Source organism: Grimontia sedimenti (genome assembly GCF_011045095.1).
Classification (GTDB): domain Bacteria; phylum Pseudomonadota; class Gammaproteobacteria; order Enterobacterales; family Vibrionaceae; genus Enterovibrio; species Enterovibrio sedimenti.
The window spans coordinates 1-16303 of record NZ_JAALDL010000033.1 but is presented as its reverse complement, the minus strand read 5'-3'; the positions used below and the strand labels follow the sequence as shown (position 1 = coordinate 16303).

Annotated in this window: 31 protein-coding genes and 1 rRNA gene; all 32 read right to left on the bottom strand. The window is 48.0% G+C overall.

Features of this window, described 5'->3' with window-relative positions; all coding sequences use genetic code 11:
• Positions 1–84: ribosomal RNA gene (locus G5S52_RS23080) — 16S ribosomal RNA — on the bottom strand; the annotation flags it as partial.
• A 992-nt stretch (positions 85–1076) separates the two neighbouring features.
• The gene (gene rplQ / locus G5S52_RS23075) at positions 1077–1463 is read right to left on the bottom strand and encodes a 50S ribosomal protein L17 (protein ID WP_002541538.1); all 387 of its coding nucleotides are present in this window, start codon (positions 1461–1463) and stop codon (positions 1077–1079) included.
• Positions 1464–1498: 35 nt separating this feature from the next.
• Positions 1499–2488 (bottom strand): DNA-directed RNA polymerase subunit alpha, encoded by a 990-nt coding sequence (locus G5S52_RS23070; protein WP_002541536.1) that lies wholly within the window; start codon positions 2486–2488, stop codon positions 1499–1501.
• 23 nt (positions 2489–2511) lie between these two features.
• On the bottom strand, positions 2512–3132 hold the full coding sequence (gene rpsD / locus G5S52_RS23065; RefSeq protein ID WP_002541535.1) for a 30S ribosomal protein S4: 621 nt from the start codon (positions 3130–3132) through the stop codon (positions 2512–2514).
• Between the two features lie 30 nt (positions 3133–3162).
• Positions 3163–3552: a 30S ribosomal protein S11 gene (gene rpsK, locus G5S52_RS23060; RefSeq protein ID WP_002541534.1), complete on the bottom strand. Its 390-nt coding sequence runs from the start codon at positions 3550–3552 to the stop codon at positions 3163–3165.
• Positions 3553–3571: 19 nt separating this feature from the next.
• A complete protein-coding gene (gene rpsM / locus G5S52_RS23055) occupies positions 3572–3928 on the bottom strand; it encodes a 30S ribosomal protein S13 (protein ID WP_002541533.1) in 357 nt (118 codons plus the stop codon).
• A gap of 147 nt (positions 3929–4075) precedes the next feature.
• Positions 4076–4189 carry a 50S ribosomal protein L36 gene (gene rpmJ / locus G5S52_RS23050; RefSeq protein ID WP_000868186.1) on the bottom strand — a complete coding sequence of 38 codons (114 nt, stop codon included), beginning with the start codon at positions 4187–4189 and terminating at the stop codon, positions 4076–4078.
• A 26-nt stretch (positions 4190–4215) separates the two neighbouring features.
• On the bottom strand, positions 4216–5541 hold the full coding sequence (gene secY / locus G5S52_RS23045) for a preprotein translocase subunit SecY (RefSeq protein WP_002541433.1): 1326 nt from the start codon (positions 5539–5541) through the stop codon (positions 4216–4218).
• 22 nt (positions 5542–5563) lie between these two features.
• On the bottom strand, positions 5564–5998 hold the full coding sequence (rplO, locus tag G5S52_RS23040) for a 50S ribosomal protein L15 (protein WP_002541432.1): 435 nt from the start codon (positions 5996–5998) through the stop codon (positions 5564–5566).
• 5 nt (positions 5999–6003) lie between these two features.
• Complete coding sequence (gene rpmD / locus G5S52_RS23035; RefSeq protein ID WP_002541431.1) at positions 6004–6183, bottom strand: 50S ribosomal protein L30; 180 nt, start codon at positions 6181–6183, stop codon at positions 6004–6006.
• A gap of 6 nt (positions 6184–6189) precedes the next feature.
• Positions 6190–6687, bottom strand: a complete 498-nt coding sequence (gene rpsE / locus G5S52_RS23030) for a 30S ribosomal protein S5 (protein WP_165018799.1) — start codon at positions 6685–6687, stop codon at positions 6190–6192.
• Positions 6688–6700: 13 nt separating this feature from the next.
• Entirely contained in the window at positions 6701–7054 is a 354-nt protein-coding gene (gene rplR, locus G5S52_RS23025) for a 50S ribosomal protein L18 (RefSeq protein WP_165018798.1), read from the bottom strand.
• A 9-nt stretch (positions 7055–7063) separates the two neighbouring features.
• Positions 7064–7597, bottom strand: coding sequence for a 50S ribosomal protein L6 (gene rplF, locus G5S52_RS23020; RefSeq protein WP_002541428.1), 534 nt, complete (start codon positions 7595–7597; stop codon positions 7064–7066).
• Positions 7598–7607: 10 nt separating this feature from the next.
• Positions 7608–8000 (bottom strand): 30S ribosomal protein S8, encoded by a 393-nt coding sequence (rpsH, locus tag G5S52_RS23015; protein WP_002541427.1) that lies wholly within the window; start codon positions 7998–8000, stop codon positions 7608–7610.
• Between the two features lie 23 nt (positions 8001–8023).
• The gene (rpsN, locus tag G5S52_RS23010; protein ID WP_002541426.1) at positions 8024–8329 is read right to left on the bottom strand and encodes a 30S ribosomal protein S14; all 306 of its coding nucleotides are present in this window, start codon (positions 8327–8329) and stop codon (positions 8024–8026) included.
• 17 nt (positions 8330–8346) lie between these two features.
• The gene (rplE, locus tag G5S52_RS23005) at positions 8347–8886 is read right to left on the bottom strand and encodes a 50S ribosomal protein L5 (protein ID WP_002541425.1); all 540 of its coding nucleotides are present in this window, start codon (positions 8884–8886) and stop codon (positions 8347–8349) included.
• Positions 8887–8907: 21 nt separating this feature from the next.
• Positions 8908–9219 carry a 50S ribosomal protein L24 gene (gene rplX, locus G5S52_RS23000; RefSeq protein WP_002541424.1) on the bottom strand — a complete coding sequence of 104 codons (312 nt, stop codon included), beginning with the start codon at positions 9217–9219 and terminating at the stop codon, positions 8908–8910.
• Positions 9220–9231: 12 nt separating this feature from the next.
• Positions 9232–9603, bottom strand: coding sequence for a 50S ribosomal protein L14 (rplN, locus tag G5S52_RS22995; protein ID WP_002541423.1), 372 nt, complete (start codon positions 9601–9603; stop codon positions 9232–9234).
• Between the two features lie 160 nt (positions 9604–9763).
• Positions 9764–10018, bottom strand: a complete 255-nt coding sequence (rpsQ, locus tag G5S52_RS22990) for a 30S ribosomal protein S17 (RefSeq protein WP_165018796.1) — start codon at positions 10016–10018, stop codon at positions 9764–9766.
• Positions 10018–10209, bottom strand: a complete 192-nt coding sequence (gene rpmC / locus G5S52_RS22985; protein ID WP_002541421.1) for a 50S ribosomal protein L29 — start codon at positions 10207–10209, stop codon at positions 10018–10020. Before rpmC ends, rpsQ begins: the two co-directional genes overlap by 1 nt.
• The gene (rplP, locus tag G5S52_RS22980; protein ID WP_002541420.1) at positions 10209–10619 is read right to left on the bottom strand and encodes a 50S ribosomal protein L16; all 411 of its coding nucleotides are present in this window, start codon (positions 10617–10619) and stop codon (positions 10209–10211) included. Before rplP ends, rpmC begins: the two co-directional genes overlap by 1 nt.
• Before the next feature lie 11 nt (positions 10620–10630).
• On the bottom strand, positions 10631–11320 hold the full coding sequence (gene rpsC, locus G5S52_RS22975; protein ID WP_002541419.1) for a 30S ribosomal protein S3: 690 nt from the start codon (positions 11318–11320) through the stop codon (positions 10631–10633).
• A 19-nt stretch (positions 11321–11339) separates the two neighbouring features.
• Positions 11340–11672 carry a 50S ribosomal protein L22 gene (gene rplV / locus G5S52_RS22970; protein ID WP_002541418.1) on the bottom strand — a complete coding sequence of 111 codons (333 nt, stop codon included), beginning with the start codon at positions 11670–11672 and terminating at the stop codon, positions 11340–11342.
• A gap of 11 nt (positions 11673–11683) precedes the next feature.
• The gene (rpsS, locus tag G5S52_RS22965; protein WP_002541417.1) at positions 11684–11962 is read right to left on the bottom strand and encodes a 30S ribosomal protein S19; all 279 of its coding nucleotides are present in this window, start codon (positions 11960–11962) and stop codon (positions 11684–11686) included.
• Between the two features lie 20 nt (positions 11963–11982).
• Positions 11983–12807 (bottom strand): 50S ribosomal protein L2, encoded by an 825-nt coding sequence (gene rplB / locus G5S52_RS22960; RefSeq protein WP_002541416.1) that lies wholly within the window; start codon positions 12805–12807, stop codon positions 11983–11985.
• Between the two features lie 19 nt (positions 12808–12826).
• A complete protein-coding gene (rplW, locus tag G5S52_RS22955) occupies positions 12827–13129 on the bottom strand; it encodes a 50S ribosomal protein L23 (protein ID WP_002541415.1) in 303 nt (100 codons plus the stop codon).
• The gene (gene rplD, locus G5S52_RS22950) at positions 13126–13728 is read right to left on the bottom strand and encodes a 50S ribosomal protein L4 (protein WP_002541414.1); all 603 of its coding nucleotides are present in this window, start codon (positions 13726–13728) and stop codon (positions 13126–13128) included. Before rplD ends, rplW begins: the two co-directional genes overlap by 4 nt.
• 16 nt (positions 13729–13744) lie before the next feature.
• Positions 13745–14374 carry a 50S ribosomal protein L3 gene (rplC, locus tag G5S52_RS22945; protein WP_002541413.1) on the bottom strand — a complete coding sequence of 210 codons (630 nt, stop codon included), beginning with the start codon at positions 14372–14374 and terminating at the stop codon, positions 13745–13747.
• 14 nt (positions 14375–14388) lie between these two features.
• Positions 14389–14700, bottom strand: a complete 312-nt coding sequence (gene rpsJ, locus G5S52_RS22940) for a 30S ribosomal protein S10 (RefSeq protein WP_002541412.1) — start codon at positions 14698–14700, stop codon at positions 14389–14391.
• A 406-nt stretch (positions 14701–15106) separates the two neighbouring features.
• Positions 15107–15589 carry a bacterioferritin gene (gene bfr / locus G5S52_RS22935; protein WP_002541410.1) on the bottom strand — a complete coding sequence of 161 codons (483 nt, stop codon included), beginning with the start codon at positions 15587–15589 and terminating at the stop codon, positions 15107–15109.
• A gap of 82 nt (positions 15590–15671) precedes the next feature.
• Positions 15672–15863 carry a bacterioferritin-associated ferredoxin gene (locus tag G5S52_RS22930; RefSeq protein WP_002541409.1) on the bottom strand — a complete coding sequence of 64 codons (192 nt, stop codon included), beginning with the start codon at positions 15861–15863 and terminating at the stop codon, positions 15672–15674.
• Positions 15864–16092: 229 nt separating this feature from the next.
• Positions 16093–16303: EF-Tu C-terminal domain-related protein (locus G5S52_RS22925; protein WP_205744039.1), on the bottom strand; the 211-nt coding region annotated here is incomplete at its 5' end.

Here is a 16303-nt window from a genome sequence, read left to right as displayed (position 1 = left end):
TCAATGTTGTCGCTGCCGCTCGACTTGCATGTGTTAGGCCTGCCGCCAGCGTTCAATCTGAGCCATGATCAAACTCTTCAATTAAAGTTTTTGGCTCGATGAAATACTGTTGTTGTTTTGTCTCCGCTTTTTAAAAAAGCAGAAGCAAAACGAATTGACTGTGCCGATAACTCCGAAGAGTTTTCGCTTGGTCACTCAGTAAACATCGATAAATCTTTTGTCTATCAACTACGAGTGCCCACACAGATTGCATAGGTCAAATTGTTAAAGAACGTTGACTTGAAGAAGCATCGCTTCTCACCGTCAGGGCTGCGAATTTTACGCTGCCAGGCGATGAAGTCAAGAAGAAATTTTGAGATTTTTCAGCGTTGCTTTCGTAACCCTCAAAACACCTTGTTGACTTGCCTCTCGGGGTGAATTCCCCTTCGAAGCGGGCGGCCATTCTACTGATTCGAAACAGCGCGTCAAGCGTTTATTTCAACTCATTTTTGAGGCCTTCGCCGTACCGATTTGAGTGGGCGTTTCCGCTGTGGAAGCCGCTCTCCGTGTCGGTGAGGCGGAATTATAGGGAGGTCTGAAATTCTGGCAAGGGCTTTTTTGAGGTTTTTTATAAAAATCGCTTCACTTGGCTATATTTTACTCGAAAGCCTTATTTCCACACATTTTACTCACACCAAACACACAAAAGGCTGTGCATAAGTGTGTTATGCACGATGTAATAGCCTTTTCAATCTCCCCCCTCCCCTCACATATTTGACGTTTACAATATTGCTTATTCACTAACTGAGCCAATCAATAAGTTCAGTTCTGTTGGAGAATTCAGTTCAGCCATTAGATAAGTAAGTAGAAGTAGAAGTAGAAGTAGAAGTAGAAGTAGAAGTAGAAGTAGAAGTAGAAGTAGAAGTAGAAGTAGAAGTAGAAGTAGAAGTAGAAGTAGAAGTAGAAAGACTGTTTTACTGAAGCCTTAACGTCAAGAGTTATAAAGAAAGAAATGGGGCTTAGGCTGTTTTATGAATGAGTAGATAAATAAAAAGCCAGGCTAAAAGCCTGGCTTCTTATTTGAACGAACCGAGAGATTACTCAGCTGCTTCTTCTGCAGCTGTCTCTGGACGATCTACCAACTCGATGTAAGCCATAGGGGCTTTGTCGCCGGCACGTACACCGCATTTCAGAATGCGAGTGTAACCGCCTGCACGAGAGGCAAAACGTGGGCCTAGTTCGTTGAACAGCTTCGCTACAACTTCGTCGTTACGAGTACGAGCGAATGCAAGACGACGGTTAGCAACACTGTCGTTCTTTGCTAGGGTAATCAATGGCTCAATTACGCGACGCAGCTCTTTTGCCTTAGGCAGAGTAGTTTTGATAACTTCGTGAGTTACCAGCGAGCTAGCCATGTTGCTGAACATCGCTTTGCGATGGCTGCTGTTGCGATTGAGTTGACGACCACTCTTACGATGGCGCATGACCTAATCCTTCTAACTAAGTAATCAGAATCTGATTAATCTTCAGCGATTGATGCTGGCGGCCAGTTTTCCAGGCGCATACCCAGAGACAGACCACGTGAAGCCAGCACATCTTTAATTTCAGTCAAAGACTTCTTACCAAGGTTTGGCGTCTTAAGAAGCTCAACCTCAGTACGCTGTACCAGATCACCGATGTAGTGGATCGCTTCTGCTTTCAAACAGTTAGCAGAGCGAACAGTTAGTTCAAGATCGTCTACAGGACGCAGTAGGATCGGATCGAACTCTGGCTTCTCTTCTTTCTCTTCAGGAACTCGTACATCACGCAGATCTACGAATGCGTCCAGTTGCTCAGCAAGAATAGTTGCTGCACGACGGATAGCTTCCTCAGGATCAAGAGTACCGTTAGTCTCCATATCGATAACCAGCTTGTCGAGGTCGGTACGCTGTTCAACACGTGCTGCTTCAACATTGTAAGCAATACGGTCTACTGGGCTGAACGTTGCATCTACAAGCAGACGGCCGATTGGACGCTCGTCTTCTTCAGTGTGAATACGCGCTGACGCTGGTACGTAGCCGCGACCACGTTCTACCTTGATTCGCATGCTGATCTCAGCATTTGAATCTGTCAGGTGGCAGATTACGTGTTCTGGGTTCGCAATCTCAACACCACCGTCGTGGGTGATGTCGCCTGCAACAACAGGGCCTGCACCAGACTTATTCAGGGTTAGGATAACTTCATCTTTACCCTCTACCTTAACGGCAAGGCCTTTAAGGTTAAGCAGGATTTCCAGGATATCTTCCTGTACGCCCTCTTTGGTGCTGTACTCGTGCAACACGCCGTCAATTTCTACTTCTGTCACTGCACAACCAGGCATAGACGACAGTAGGATGCGACGTAGAGCATTACCTAGGGTGTGACCAAAGCCACGCTCTAGCGGCTCAAGAGTTACTTTTGCGTGCGTCGAGCTAACTTGTTCGATGTCAACCAGACGCGGCTTAAGAAATTCTGTTACAGAACCCTGCATTGTGTCCTCTCTTTAGTTTAGCCTTACTTAGAGTAAAGCTCGACGATCAGGTGTTCGTTGATGTCAGCAGACAAATCTGAACGCTCTGGCAGGCGCTTGAAAGTGCCTTCCATTTTGTTGCTGTCTACTTCGATCCAAGTTGGCAGCTCGCGCTGAGCAGCAATTTCAAGAGCTGCTTTGATGCGTGCTTGGTTCTTAGCTTTCTCGCGAATGCTAACAACGTCGTTGGCCGTTACCTTGAAAGAAGGAACGTTAACCACTTTACCGTTTACCAGGATCGCTTTGTGGCTTACCAGCTGACGTGATTCTGCGCGAGTTGCGCCGAAGCCCATGCGGTAAACTACGTTATCTAGACGACCTTCCAGAAGTTGCAGCAGGTTTTCACCTGTGTTGCCTTTGATGCGAGCAGCTTCTTTGTAGTAGTTACGGAATTGTTTTTCCAGTACGCCGTAGATACGACGAACTTTTTGCTTCTCACGAAGCTGAACGCCATAGTCAGACAGACGGCCGCGACGTGCGCCGTGTACGCCTGGGGCGTTATCAATTTTACACTTGGTATCAATCGCGCGTACGCCTGACTTCAGGAACAAGTCAGTACCTTCGCGACGGCTAAGCTTCAGCTTAGGACCCAAATATCTTGCCATGATCTTTCTCCAGAATTCTAAGAAACAGCGTTATACGCGACGTTTCTTAGGTGGACGACAACCGTTATGTGGGATTGGAGTCGCATCAACAATGTTAGTGATACGGAAACCAGCCGCGTTCAGTGCGCGAATAGTAGATTCACGACCTGGACCTGGGCCCTTAACCATAACTTCCAGGTTCTTAAGGCCATATTCTTTAGCCATCTCACCACAACGCTCAGCAGCAACCTGTGCAGCGAACGGAGTTGATTTACGAGAACCACGGAAACCAGAACCACCTGCAGTAGCCCATGCTAGAGCATTACCTTGACGGTCAGTAATGGTTACGATTGTGTTGTTGAAAGACGCATGGATGTGCGCTACGCCGTCAGCAACTTGCTTGCGTACGCGTTTACGTGCGCGATTTGGTTGTTTAGCCATAGTACTTTACCTACCCCGATTATTTCTTGATCGGCTTGCGCGGACCCTTACGGGTACGAGCATTGGTCTTCGTACGCTGGCCACGTAGTGGCAAGCTGCGACGATGACGCAAACCGCGGTAACAACCAAGGTCCATTAGACGCTTGATGTTCATGGAAACTTCACGACGTAGATCACCTTCTACAGTGTACTTGGCAACGCCATCACGCAGTAGATCGATCTGCTCTTCAGTTAGTTCACTGATCTTAGTGCTTTCAGCAATACCAGTCTCAGCTAGGATAGCTTTTGAACGGGTTTTACCGATACCGTAGATCGCAGTCAGTGCGATTACAGCATGCTTCTGATCAGGAATGTTAATGCCTGCAATACGGGCCACTATTCACTCCTAGTACTTTATCAAGAAGAACCGCTGCAGAGCCCGTTTAGGATACGCAGCGGCTATACCACTTCTTTTGCACACACAAAAGGTGGGCTGGCTAATGTAGCCAGCCTGCCTAAATTTTGCAAGAAAAATATTCTGCTATTAGCCTTGGCGCTGCTTGTGCTTTGGCTCACTGCAAATCACGCGAACGACACCGTTACGCTTGATAACTTTACAGTTACGGCAGATTTTCTTAACGGAAGCACGAACTTTCATTGCTAAACTCCGTAAATGTCAATCTGTTAGCGGCCGTAGCCTTTCAGATTGGCTTTCTTCAACACGGACTCATATTGTTGAGACATCAGATGTGTCTGAACTTGAGCCATAAAGTCCATGATTACTACGACTACGATAAGTAGGGAAGTTCCGCCAAAATAGAAGCGTACGTTCCAAGCAATCATCATGAACTCGGGGATCAGACAGATAAAGGTGATATACAACGCGCCTGCTAATGTCAGTCGAGTCATCACTTTATCTATGTACTTCGCAGTCTGCTCGCCCGGGCGAATACCAGGTACGAATGCACCAGACTTCTTCAGATTGTCTGCTGTCTCACGCGGGTTGAAAACCAACGCCGTGTAGAAGAAACAGAAGAAGATAATCGCAGCAGCATAAAGAATTACATACAGTGGTTGACCAGGGCTCAGTGCCAATGACACATCCGCCAACCAGCCCAACTGTTCACTCTGACCAAACCATTGAGCCAGTGTGCCTGGGAACAGGATAATACTTGATGCAAAAATCGCTGGAATTACGCCGGCCATATTTAGTTTCAATGGCAGGTGTGTGCTTTGCGCAGCGAAGACACGACGCCCTTGCTGACGCTTCGCGTAGTTAACAACGATTCGACGTTGACCACGCTCTACAAACACTACGAACGCAATTACTGCGAATGCAATTACCGCAATCAACAGAAGAAGAAGCACGTGCAATTCACCTTGACGCGCTTGCTCGGCTGTTTGTCCGATAGCGGATGGCAATCCTGCAACGATACCCGCGAAAATAATCAGGGATATACCGTTACCGATACCACGCTCAGTGATCTGTTCACCTAACCACATCAGGAACATGGTGCCAGTGACCAAGCTCACAACAGCAGTAAAGTAGAATCCTAGGCCTGGAGTTACCACCAGACCCGGAATCATACTTGGCAAGCCTGTAGCGATACCAATCGCTTGGAAGGTTGCCAATACCAGCGTGCCGTAGCGGGTGTACTGACTGATCTTACGACGGCCAGACTCCCCTTCTTTCTTCAACTCAGCCAAAGCTGGATGAACTACCGTAAGCAGTTGGACAATAATCGATGCCGAAATATACGGCATGATGCCCAGCGCCAGGATAGATGCACGCTCAAGAGCACCACCAGAGAACATGTTAAACAGTTCAATGATGGTACCTTGTTGCTGTTCGAACAGATCGGCAAGTACAGCAGCGTCAATACCAGGAATTGGCACAAAAGAACCGGCGCGGAATACGAGCAACGCACCTACCACAAAGAGTAGACGGCTTTTCAGCTCCGCAAGTCCACCTTTTGCACTACTAAAATTTTGTCCTGGTTGTTTTGCCATCTGTACCTCGTCCTCGAGCTAATTATTCCTCGATTTTACCGCCAGCAGCTTCGATTGCAGCTTGAGCGCCTTTAGTAACGCGAAGACCTTTTACAGTCACTGAGCGTGCAATCTCACCAGACAGTACGATTTTCGCCGTACGGATGTCTTTAGTGATTACGTTTGCAGCTTTCAGTGTCTCAAGGCTTACTACGTCACCTTCAACTTTAGCCAGTTCGCTCAGGCGAACTTCAGCCGCAGTAAGGCTCTTGCGAGAAGTAAAACCAAATTTTGGCAGACGCTGTTTCAAAGGCATTTGACCGCCTTCGAAACCTGGGCGTACAGAACCACCTGAACGTGATTTCTGACCTTTGTGACCACGGCCACCAGTTTTGCCCAGGCCTGAACCGATACCACGGCCAACGCGCTTCTTAGAAGGCTTTGAACCCGCAGCCGGAGATAGAGTATTCAGACGCATTGTGATTACTCCTCCACTTTAACCATGTAGTAAACTTGATTGATCATGCCGCGTACGCAAGCAGTATCTTCAAGTTCAACAGTGTGGTTGATGCGACGTAGGCCCAAGCCACGCAGGGTAGCTTTATGTTTCGGCAAACGACCGATTGAGCTACGAGTCTGAGTTACTTTGATAGTTTTAGCCATGTCGAATTACCCCAGAATTTCGTTAACTGGCAGACCGCGCTTAGCAGCTACCATTTCTGGAGACTTCATACCACCCAGGCCATCGATCGTTGCACGAACGATGTTGATTGGGTTAGTAGAACCGTATGCTTTTGCCAGAACGTTGCGAACACCCGCAACTTCCAGAACCGCACGCATCGCACCACCTGCGATGATACCCGTACCTTCTGATGCAGGCTGCATGTACACTTTAGAACCAGTGTGGCTGCCTTTAACAGCGTGGTGAAGAGTACCTTCGTTCAGCGCAACAGTAACCATGTTACGGCGCGCTTTTTCCATTGATTTTTGGATCGCTGCAGGTACTTCACGGGCTTTGCCGTAACCGAAACCTACACGACCATTGCCATCACCAACTACAGTAAGAGCGGTGAAGCTGAAGATGCGACCACCTTTAACCGTCTTAGAGACACGGTTAACAGCAATCAGCTTCTCATGCAAATCACTTTGTTGTTTATCGTTAGCCATCTTTCCGCCTACCTTAGAATTTCAGACCAGCTTCACGGGCAGCTTCTGCCAGTGCAGCCACACGGCCGTGGTATTGGAAACCGGAACGGTCAAAAGCAACAGATTCGATGCCTTTTTCCTTCGCACGCTCAGCGATAGCTTTACCTACTGCTGCTGCGGCTTCTTTATTACCGGTGCTCTTCACTTGCTCACGGATCGCTTTTTCTACGGTAGAAGCAGCTGCGATTACTTCGGAGCCATTTGCCGCGATAACCTGTGCGTACACATGACGTGGAGTACGGTGTACCACTAGGCGAGTCGCACCCAGTTCAGCAATCTTGCGACGCGCTCGGGTCGCACGACGGATACGAGCAATTTTCTTATCCATAGTGTTACCTTACTTCTTCTTAGCTTCTTTAGTACGCACAACTTCGTCAGCGTAACGAACACCTTTACCTTTGTAAGGCTCAGGCTGACGGTATGCGCGGATGTCAGCAGCTACTTGACCAACCAATTGCTTGTCTGTACCAGTCAAAACAATTTCAGTTTGGCTTGGGCATTCTGCTTTGATACCTGCAGGCAGTTCATGTTCAACAGGGTGAGAGAAACCCAGAGTCAGAGCGACTGAGTTACCTTTCATTGCTGCACGATAACCAACACCTTTCAGGATCAGTTTCTTGGTATAGCCTTCAGTAACACCAACAACCATGTTGTTCACCAGTGCACGTGCGGTACCTGCTTGAGCGTTAGCTTTAGCAATACCTTCGCGTGGCGCGAACTTCACAGCGTTGTCTTCTTGGCTTAGTTCCACTGCGTCGTTGATAACGCGGGTCAGTTCGCCCTTGCTACCTTTAACAGTGATTTCCTGACCGTTCAGTTTCACCTCTACGCCGGCAGGAATTACTACGGGTGCTTTTGCAACACGAGACATTTCCTACTCCTTACGCTACGTAGCAGATGATTTCGCCGCCCAGACCCGCTTTGCGAGCTGCACGGTCGGTCATCAAACCTTTAGAAGTTGATACTACAGCAATACCCAGACCACCCATTACAGAAGGCAGCTCATCTTTTTTCTTATAGATGCGCAGACCTGGACGGCTTACACGTTGGATTTGCTCGATAACTGGTTTAGCTTCGAAGTACTTCAGAGTAACTTCCAGCTCAGGCTTAACTTCGCCAGAAACAGCGTAGTCAGCCACATAACCTTCAGCTTTCAGCAGCTCAGCAATTGCCACTTTCAGCTTTGACGAAGGCATCTTAACAGCAACTTTAGTTGCTGCCTGACCGTTGCGGATGCGGGTCAGCATATCCGAAATCGGATCTTGCATGCTCATAAGTCTTTACTCCCGTGATTCAATTACCAGCTCGCCTTACGCAGACCCGGAATCTCGCCTTTCATGCAAGCTTCACGAACCTTGATTCGGCTCAGGCCGAATTTGCGTAGGTAGCCATGTGGACGACCAGTCTGGTTACAGCGGTTACGCTGACGAGACTTAGCAGAATCACGCGGTAGAGTTTGAAGCTTCAGGACTGCATCCCAACGCTCTTCTTCAGACGCGTTAACGTTTTTGATGATAGCTTTCAGTGCAGCACGCTTCTCAGCGAACTTTGCTACCAGCTTCGCGCGTTTTACTTCGCGCGCTTTCATTGATTGCTTAGCCATTACAGTAACCCTTCACCTTACTTACGGAATGGGAAGTTAAAGGCAGCCAGCAGAGCTTGACCTTCCTCATCAGTCGCCGCTGTGGTAGTGATAGTAATATCAAGACCACGGATACGATCTACTTTGTCGTAGTCGATCTCTGGGAAGATGATTTGCTCACGAACGCCCATGCTATAGTTACCGCGACCGTCGAAAGATTTCGAACTTACGCCACGGAAGTCACGCACACGTGGGAGAGCGATTGAAATCAGACGCTCTAGGAATTCCCACATACGCTCGCCACGCAGGGTTACTTTACAGCCAATTGGGTAGCCCTCACGGATCTTGAAGCCAGCAACAGACTTACGTGCTTTAGTGATCAGCGGCTTTTGACCTGTGATTGATGCCAGGTCAGATGCTGCGTTCTCAAGCAGTTTTTTGTCGTTGATTGCTTCGCCCACACCCATGTTCAGGGTGATCTTTTCGATCCTTGGGACTTGCATGATACTCTTGTATTCGAACTTTTCAGCCAGTTCTTTTACAACAGTCTCTTTGTAGTAATCATGCAGTTTCGCCATAGTGTACTACTCCAGAATTACTTAAATAATTTCGCCATTCGATTTGAAGAAACGAACTTTTTTGCCGTCTTCGAATCGGAAGCCTACACGGTCTGCTTTACCAGTTGCCGCGTTGTAGATAGCAACGTTAGAAACGTCCACTGCAGCTTCTTTTTCTACGATGCCGCCTTGGATGCCCAGAGCCGGAACAGGCTTCTGGTGTTTCTTAACCAGGTTGATACCTTCAACGATAACTTTACCAGTGGTCAGAACCTTACTTACTTTACCTTTCTTGCCTTTATCTTTACCGGCAAGAACGATAACTTCGTCGTTACGACGGATTTTAGCTGCCATTTTAACCGCTCCTTACAGAACTTCTGGCGCCAGAGACACAATCTTCATGAACTTATCGCCACGAAGTTCGCGTGTCACAGGACCAAAGATACGGGTACCGACTGGTTGCTCAGTAGTGTTGTTCAACAATACGCAAGCATTACGGTCGAAGCGAATGACAGAGCCGTCTGGACGACGAACGCCTTTACGGGTGCGAACTACAACCGCCTTCAGGACATCACCTTTTTTAACTTTACCGCGTGGGATTGCATCTTTAACGGTAACTTTGATGACGTCGCCGATATGGGCGTAGCGACGGTGTGAACCACCCAGCACCTTAATACACATTACGCTGCGAGCGCCGGAGTTATCGGCTGCATCCAGCATACTTTGCATTTGGATCATTGTTAGTGCTCCGCTGTTATTACATCTAGACCCATCTCGGGTCGGGCTGCCTCATTACAAGGGCGGCGAATAATAACACTATTTTTTGAAGATGGGTAGATAAAAAATAAACGGCTCCGAAATGGGAGCCGCTTTGTTTTTTATCGCTGGAAAGCTTGCCTTACAGGCGCGCTTTCTCAACTACGCGTACCAGAGTCCAAGACTTAGTCTTAGACAGTGGACGGCACTCACGGATCTCAACGGTATCGCCTTGTGCGCACTCGTTGTTTTCGTCATGAACGTGCAGTTTGGTCGTACGCTTGATGAATTTACCGTAGATTGGGTGTTTCACCTGGCGTTCGATAGCAACAACGATAGATTTATCCATCTTGTCGCTAATTACACGACCTTGTTGAGTACGGATTTTGTCGCTCATTATGCGTTGCCCTTCTGGTTCAGAACGGTTTTAACACGTGCGATATCGCGACGAACGTTCTTCAGAGTGTGAGTTTGCTGAAGTTGACCAGTAGCCGCTTGCATGCGCAGATTGAATTGCTCACGCAGCAGACCCAGCAGTTCTTCATTCAGCTGCTCTACGCTCTTTTCGCGAAGTTCTTGTGCTTTCATCACATCACCGCCTTAGTTACGAAAGTGGTTTTGATAGGTAGTTTACGAGAAGCCAGCTCGAATGCTTCGCGAGCAAGGCTTTCAGAAACACCATCCATCTCGTACAGGACTTTACCTGGTTGGATTTGTGCAACCCAGTAGCTCACAGAACCCTTACCTTTACCCTGACGAACTTCCAGAGGTTTGGTAGTGATTGGCTTGTCTGGGAACACACGGATCCAGATTTGACCCTGACGCTTGATGTGACGAGTCATAGCACGACGTGCAGCTTCGATCTGACGCGCAGTGATACGACCACGACCAACAGCTTTCAGGCCGAAGGTACCGAAGCTTACGTCAGTACCTGCAGCAAGACCGCGGTTACGACCCTTATGAGTCTTGCGGAACTTAGTACGTTTTGGTTGAAGCATCGATAGACTCCTTACTTACGGCCTTTACGCTGCTTCTTAGGCTTGTCAGCCTGTGGCTCTGCTACTGGCATGCCGCCCAGAACTTCACCTTTGAAGATCCAAACTTTAATACCAATTACACCATAAGTGGTGTGAGCCGAAGAAGTTGCGTAATCAATGTCAGCACGAAGAGTGTGCAGTGGCACACGACCTTCACGGTACCACTCGGTACGAGCGATTTCAGCACCGCCAAGACGGCCGCTTACTTCCACTTTGATACCCTTGGCACCCAGACGCATTGCGTTTTGTACCGCACGCTTCATAGCGCGACGGAACATAACACGACGCTCTAGCTGAGACGCGATGCTGTCACCAACCAGTTGTGCGTCAAGCTCAGGCTTGCGTACTTCTGCGATGTTGATTTGAGCAGGAACACCTGCCAGTTGTGCAACGCGAGCGCGCAGTTTTTCTACGTCTTCGCCTTTCTTACCGATAACAACGCCTGGACGAGCAGTGTGGATAGTCACACGGATGCTCTTCGCTGGACGCTCGATAACGATACGAGAAACAGACGCTTTAGACAGTTCTTTAGTCAGGAACTGACGTACCTTGAAGTCGCCGTCTAGGTTGTCAGCGAAATCTTGGCTGTTAGCAAACCAAGTGGAATTCCAAGGCTTACAAATGCCAAGACGAATACCATTAGGATGTACTTTTTGACCCATTGCTTTCTCTCCTCGTCTCTTAGCGGTCTGCTACAACAACAGTGATGTGGCTAGAACGCTTCAAGATGCGATCGGCACGGCCTTTTGCACGAGGCATGATGCGCTTCATGACTGGGCCTTCGTCAACGAAGATTTTTGCTACAGACAGATCATCGATGTCTGCGCCTTCGTTATGCTCAGCGTTTGCAATTGCAGACTCCAGCACCTTCTTGATCAGATCAGCAGCTTTTTTGTCGCTGAAAGTCAGAAGTTCAATTGCTTGTGCAACGTTTTTACCGCGCACTTGGTCTGCTACCAAACGTGCTTTCTGAGGCGAAATACGAGCAAAGCGATGTTTAGCAATAGCTTCCATATCTTAACTCCTTAACGCTTCTTAGCTTTCTTATCTGCAGCGTGGCCGCGATAAGTACGTGTTGGTGCAAATTCGCCCAGCTTGTGACCGATCATCTCATCAGTGATGAAAACAGGTACGTGCTGACGACCATTATGGACAGCGATGGTCAAACCGATCATCTGAGGGATGATCATTGAACGACGGGACCAAGTCTTAACAGGCTTCTTGTCACCGCTTTCCACCGCTTTCTCTACCTTCTTCAGCAAGTGCAGGTCAATAAAAGGACCTTTCTTGAGAGAACGTGGCATGGCTTATCCTCTGATATAAATTACTTGTTACGACGACGTACGATGTACTTGTCGGTACGTTTGTTCTTACGGGTCTTGAAGCCTTTAGTAGGCATACCCCAAGGAGATACTGGGTGACGACCGCCCGAAGTACGACCTTCACCACCACCGTGTGGGTGGTCTACTGGGTTCATTGCAACACCACGAACTGTTGGACGAACGCCCTTCCAGCGAGTAGCACCTGCTTTACCCAGTTCACGCAGCATGTGTTCTGCGTTACCAACTTCACCGATGGTCGCACGACCTTCAGAAAGAACTTTGCGCATCTCACCAGAACGCAGACGAATAGTTACGTATGCGCCATCGCGAGCTACGATTTGTGCGTATGCACCAGCTGAACGAGCCAGCTGAGCACCTTTACCAGGCTTCAGTTCAACGTTGTGAACTGTAGAACCTACTGGGATGTTGCGCATTGGCAGGCTGTTGCCCACTTTGATCGCAGCATCTGAACCAGATTGGATCTGGTCGCCAGCTTTCAGGCCTTTAGGTGCAATGATGTAACGACGCTCACCGTCTGCGTACAGAACCAGTGCGATGTTCGCGCTACGGTTTGGATCGTATTCCAGACGCTCAACTTTCGCTGGGATGCCGTCTTTAGTACGTTTGAAGTCAATTACACGGTAGTGTTGCTTATGACCACCACCGATGTGACGTACAGTGATACGACCGTTGTTGTTACGACCACCAGACTTAGAGTTTTTCTCCAGCAGTGGTGCGTAAGGCTTACCTTTGTACAGGTCAGCGTTTACAATCTTAACAACGTGACGACGACCCGGTGAAGTAGGCTTACATTTAACAATTGCCATTTTCTGTTACTCCTCCGTCTTACTCAGCGCCGCCAGCGAAGTCGATGTCTTGACCTTCTTTCAAGATAACGTACGCTTTTTTCACGTCTGAACGACGGCCTTGGCGCATACCTTGACGTTTGGTCTTACCCTTAGTGATAAGAGTATTTACAGACTTCACTTCAACTTCGAACAGTTTCTCAACTGCTGCTTTGATCTCTCTCTTAGTCGCAGTCATCGCTACTTTGAATACGATAGTGTTACCGTTTTCAGCAGCCATGGTTGCTTTTTCAGAGATGTGCGGAGCACGCAGAACTTTCAGGATACGCTCTTCAGTGATCATCCCAGCATCTCCTCAACTTGCTTAACTGCAGCTGCAGTCATAACTACTTTGTCGAAAGCGATCAGGCTAACTGGGTCGATGCCTGCTGCATCGCGAACATCAACCTTGTACAGGTTGCGCGCTGCCAAGAACAGGTTCTCATCAACTTCTGCAGTTACGATCAGAGCTTCAGACAGCTCAAGCTCTTTCAGCTTAGCGATCAGCTCTTTAGTTTTTGGTGCTTCTACTGAGAAGTTATCAACAACGATCAGACGCTCTTGACGAACCAGCTCAGACAGGATGCTTTTAATAGCACCACGGTACATTTTCTTGTTAACTTTCTGGCTGTGGTCCTGTGGACGCGCAGCGAAAGTTACACCACCCGAGCGCCAGATTGGGCTACGGATTGTACCTGCACGAGCGCGACCAGTACCCTTCTGACGCCATGGCTTAGCACCGCCACCTGATACGTCTGAACGAGTCTTTTGCGCACGAGTACCTTGACGGGCACCAGCTGCGTATGCAACTACTACTTGGTGAACCAGAGCTTCGTTGAACTCACGCCCGAAGGTAGTTTCGGAAACAGTCAGCGCGTCAGCGCCTTTTACTACCAATTCCATTACTATCTCCTCGACGTTACGCTTTAACGGCTGGTTTAACGATCACGTTGCTGCCAGTCGCACCTGGTACTGCACCTTTAATAAGAAGCAGCTTGCGCTCAGCGTCAACACGTACGATCTCAAGGTTTTGAGTAGTTACCTGCTCAGCACCCATGTGACCTGCCATTTTCTTGCCTTTGAATACGCGACCTGGAGTCTGACATTGACCGATAGAACCAGGAGCACGGTGAGACAAGGAGTTACCGTGGGTCATATCTTGAGTACGGAAGTTCCAACGCTTAACAGCGCCTTGGAAGCCCTTACCTTTAGATGTGCCAGTAACGTCTACTTTTTTGATTTCAGCGAACAGATCTACGTTCAGCTCAGCGCCTACTTCGAAATCTTCGCCGTTTTCCAGACGGAATTCCCACAGACCGCGGCCAGCTTCAACACCTGCTTTCGCAAAGTGACCAGCTTCTGGCTTAGTTACGCGGCTTGCTTTCTTAGCGCCTGAAGTTACTTGGATAGCAGAGTAACCATCTACTTCAGGAGTACGTACCTGAGTAACACGGTTAGTTTCTACTTCTACAACGGTTACAGGGATAGAAACGCCTTCCTCAGTGAAGATGCGAGTCATGCCCACTTTACGACCGACTAGACCAATCATTATTAACTCCCCTCTTAACCCAGGCTGATTTGAACATCAACGCCCGCAGCAAGGTCAAGACGCATCAGAGCGTCAACAGTTTTATCTGTTGGCTCAACGATGTCGATCAGACGCTTGTGAGTACGGATTTCGTACTGGTCACGTGCATCTTTGTTTACGTGCGGAGAGATAAGAACGGTGAAGCGCTCTTTGCGAGTTGGCAGAGGGATTGGACCCTTCACCTGCGCACCAGTGCGCTTAGCGGTTTCAACGATTTCCGCAGTAGACTGATCGATCAAACGGTGATCGAACGCCTTCAGGCGGATACGGATACGTTGGTTCTGCATTAGACAGAGCTCCAAATTAAAAAATTACACAAACAATATCGCCACTCAACCTTATCTAGATAAGGGAATGTCGATTGATTTATGTGAAACCGTAGTACCAATATCTGGTACATTGTCAGCCATTTTATATGACTGCGAACATAAGCGGAGTATACATTACCGACCTCATCAGGCTGAGCCTACAACGATGGGTCTTCCTCCTGTGCTCATTGGTTCACAACTGCACGCTTGAGAGCAAATGTCTCAGGCAGTGCGGGCATTATACAGATCACAATTTGCTTTGCAAGTGGCGTTTAAAAAATAATCAGGGGTTAGGTAAGCAAGTAAAACTGCGGTCTCTGGCTTTGGCGTAAGTACAAAAAAGGAGCCTATTTTGGGCTCCCTTTATCCTCATTCAAAATCTTGCTCAAGAGTCATCACATTCAATCATTTGCGCTTGATTGTAATTCTGGATACCTACTTTATCGATAAGTCCCAGCTGGGTTTCCAGCCAATCAACATGCTCTTCTTCCTCTTCCAGAATATCCTGGAACAGGTCGCGCGAAACATAATCACGCACACTCTCAGCGTACTCAATGGCATCACGCAGATCAGGAATAGCATCCATTTCCAGCGCTAAATCGCACTCTAGCATTTCTTTGGTATCTTCACCTATGCGCAATTTACCCAGATCTTGCAGGTTGGGTATGCCTTCGAGGAAAAGGATACGCTCTATCAAATCATCAGCATGTTTCATCTCATCGATAGACTCTTCGTATTCTTTATCAGCAATCGCTTTCAATCCCCAGTCCTTGTACATTCGGGCATGAAGGAAATATTGATTGATGGCAACAAGTTCGTTGCCCAGAATTTTGTTGAGATGTTGGATGATTTTTGGATCTGATTTCATATCGCGCACTCCTCTTTTCGGCGTCTATTAAAAGTAGAACCGAATGAAGTGTGGTCAATGTCAGATGTTAGACAAGTTGCACTTAGCCAACTTTCTTGTAGAGAGGATTTAACGCTGCTTCTTGAAGGATTTCCTTCGCAGGACGTATACATTTGCCACACTGCGAGCCAAGAGGCGTCAATTTTCTGATTTCACGGATATCATCAACCCCTTGCTCATAAGCAAGTTTTTTCAGTGTTTTATCAGAAATTCCATGGCACAGACAAACGTACATCTTTGTATCTTCCTCTACTAATCTAATAAACAATATAAACGAGAATTGTTAGCATTACCAATTCGTTTCTTCGATTGATTAGCGAAGAATAAAAGAAAACAACGAAGGCAAGTTTTGAAGGAATATCACAGGCAGGTGATGCTAAGGAGATGTCTGCGGTTGTCAGAAATGAAAAAGGACGCCGAAGCGTCCTTTTTCTAGCATTGTGCTAATCGAAGCTTAATAAGAATTAAGCCAGGATCTTAGCAACAACACCCGCACCTACGGTACGGCCACCTTCACGGATAGCGAAGCGCAGGCCTTCGTCCATCGCGATTGGTGCAATCAGCTCAACAACCATTTGGATGTTGTCGCCTGGCATTACCATCTCAACGCCTTCTGGCAGTTCGATAGTACCGGTCACGTCAGTAGTACGGAAGTAGAACTGTGGACGGTAGCCT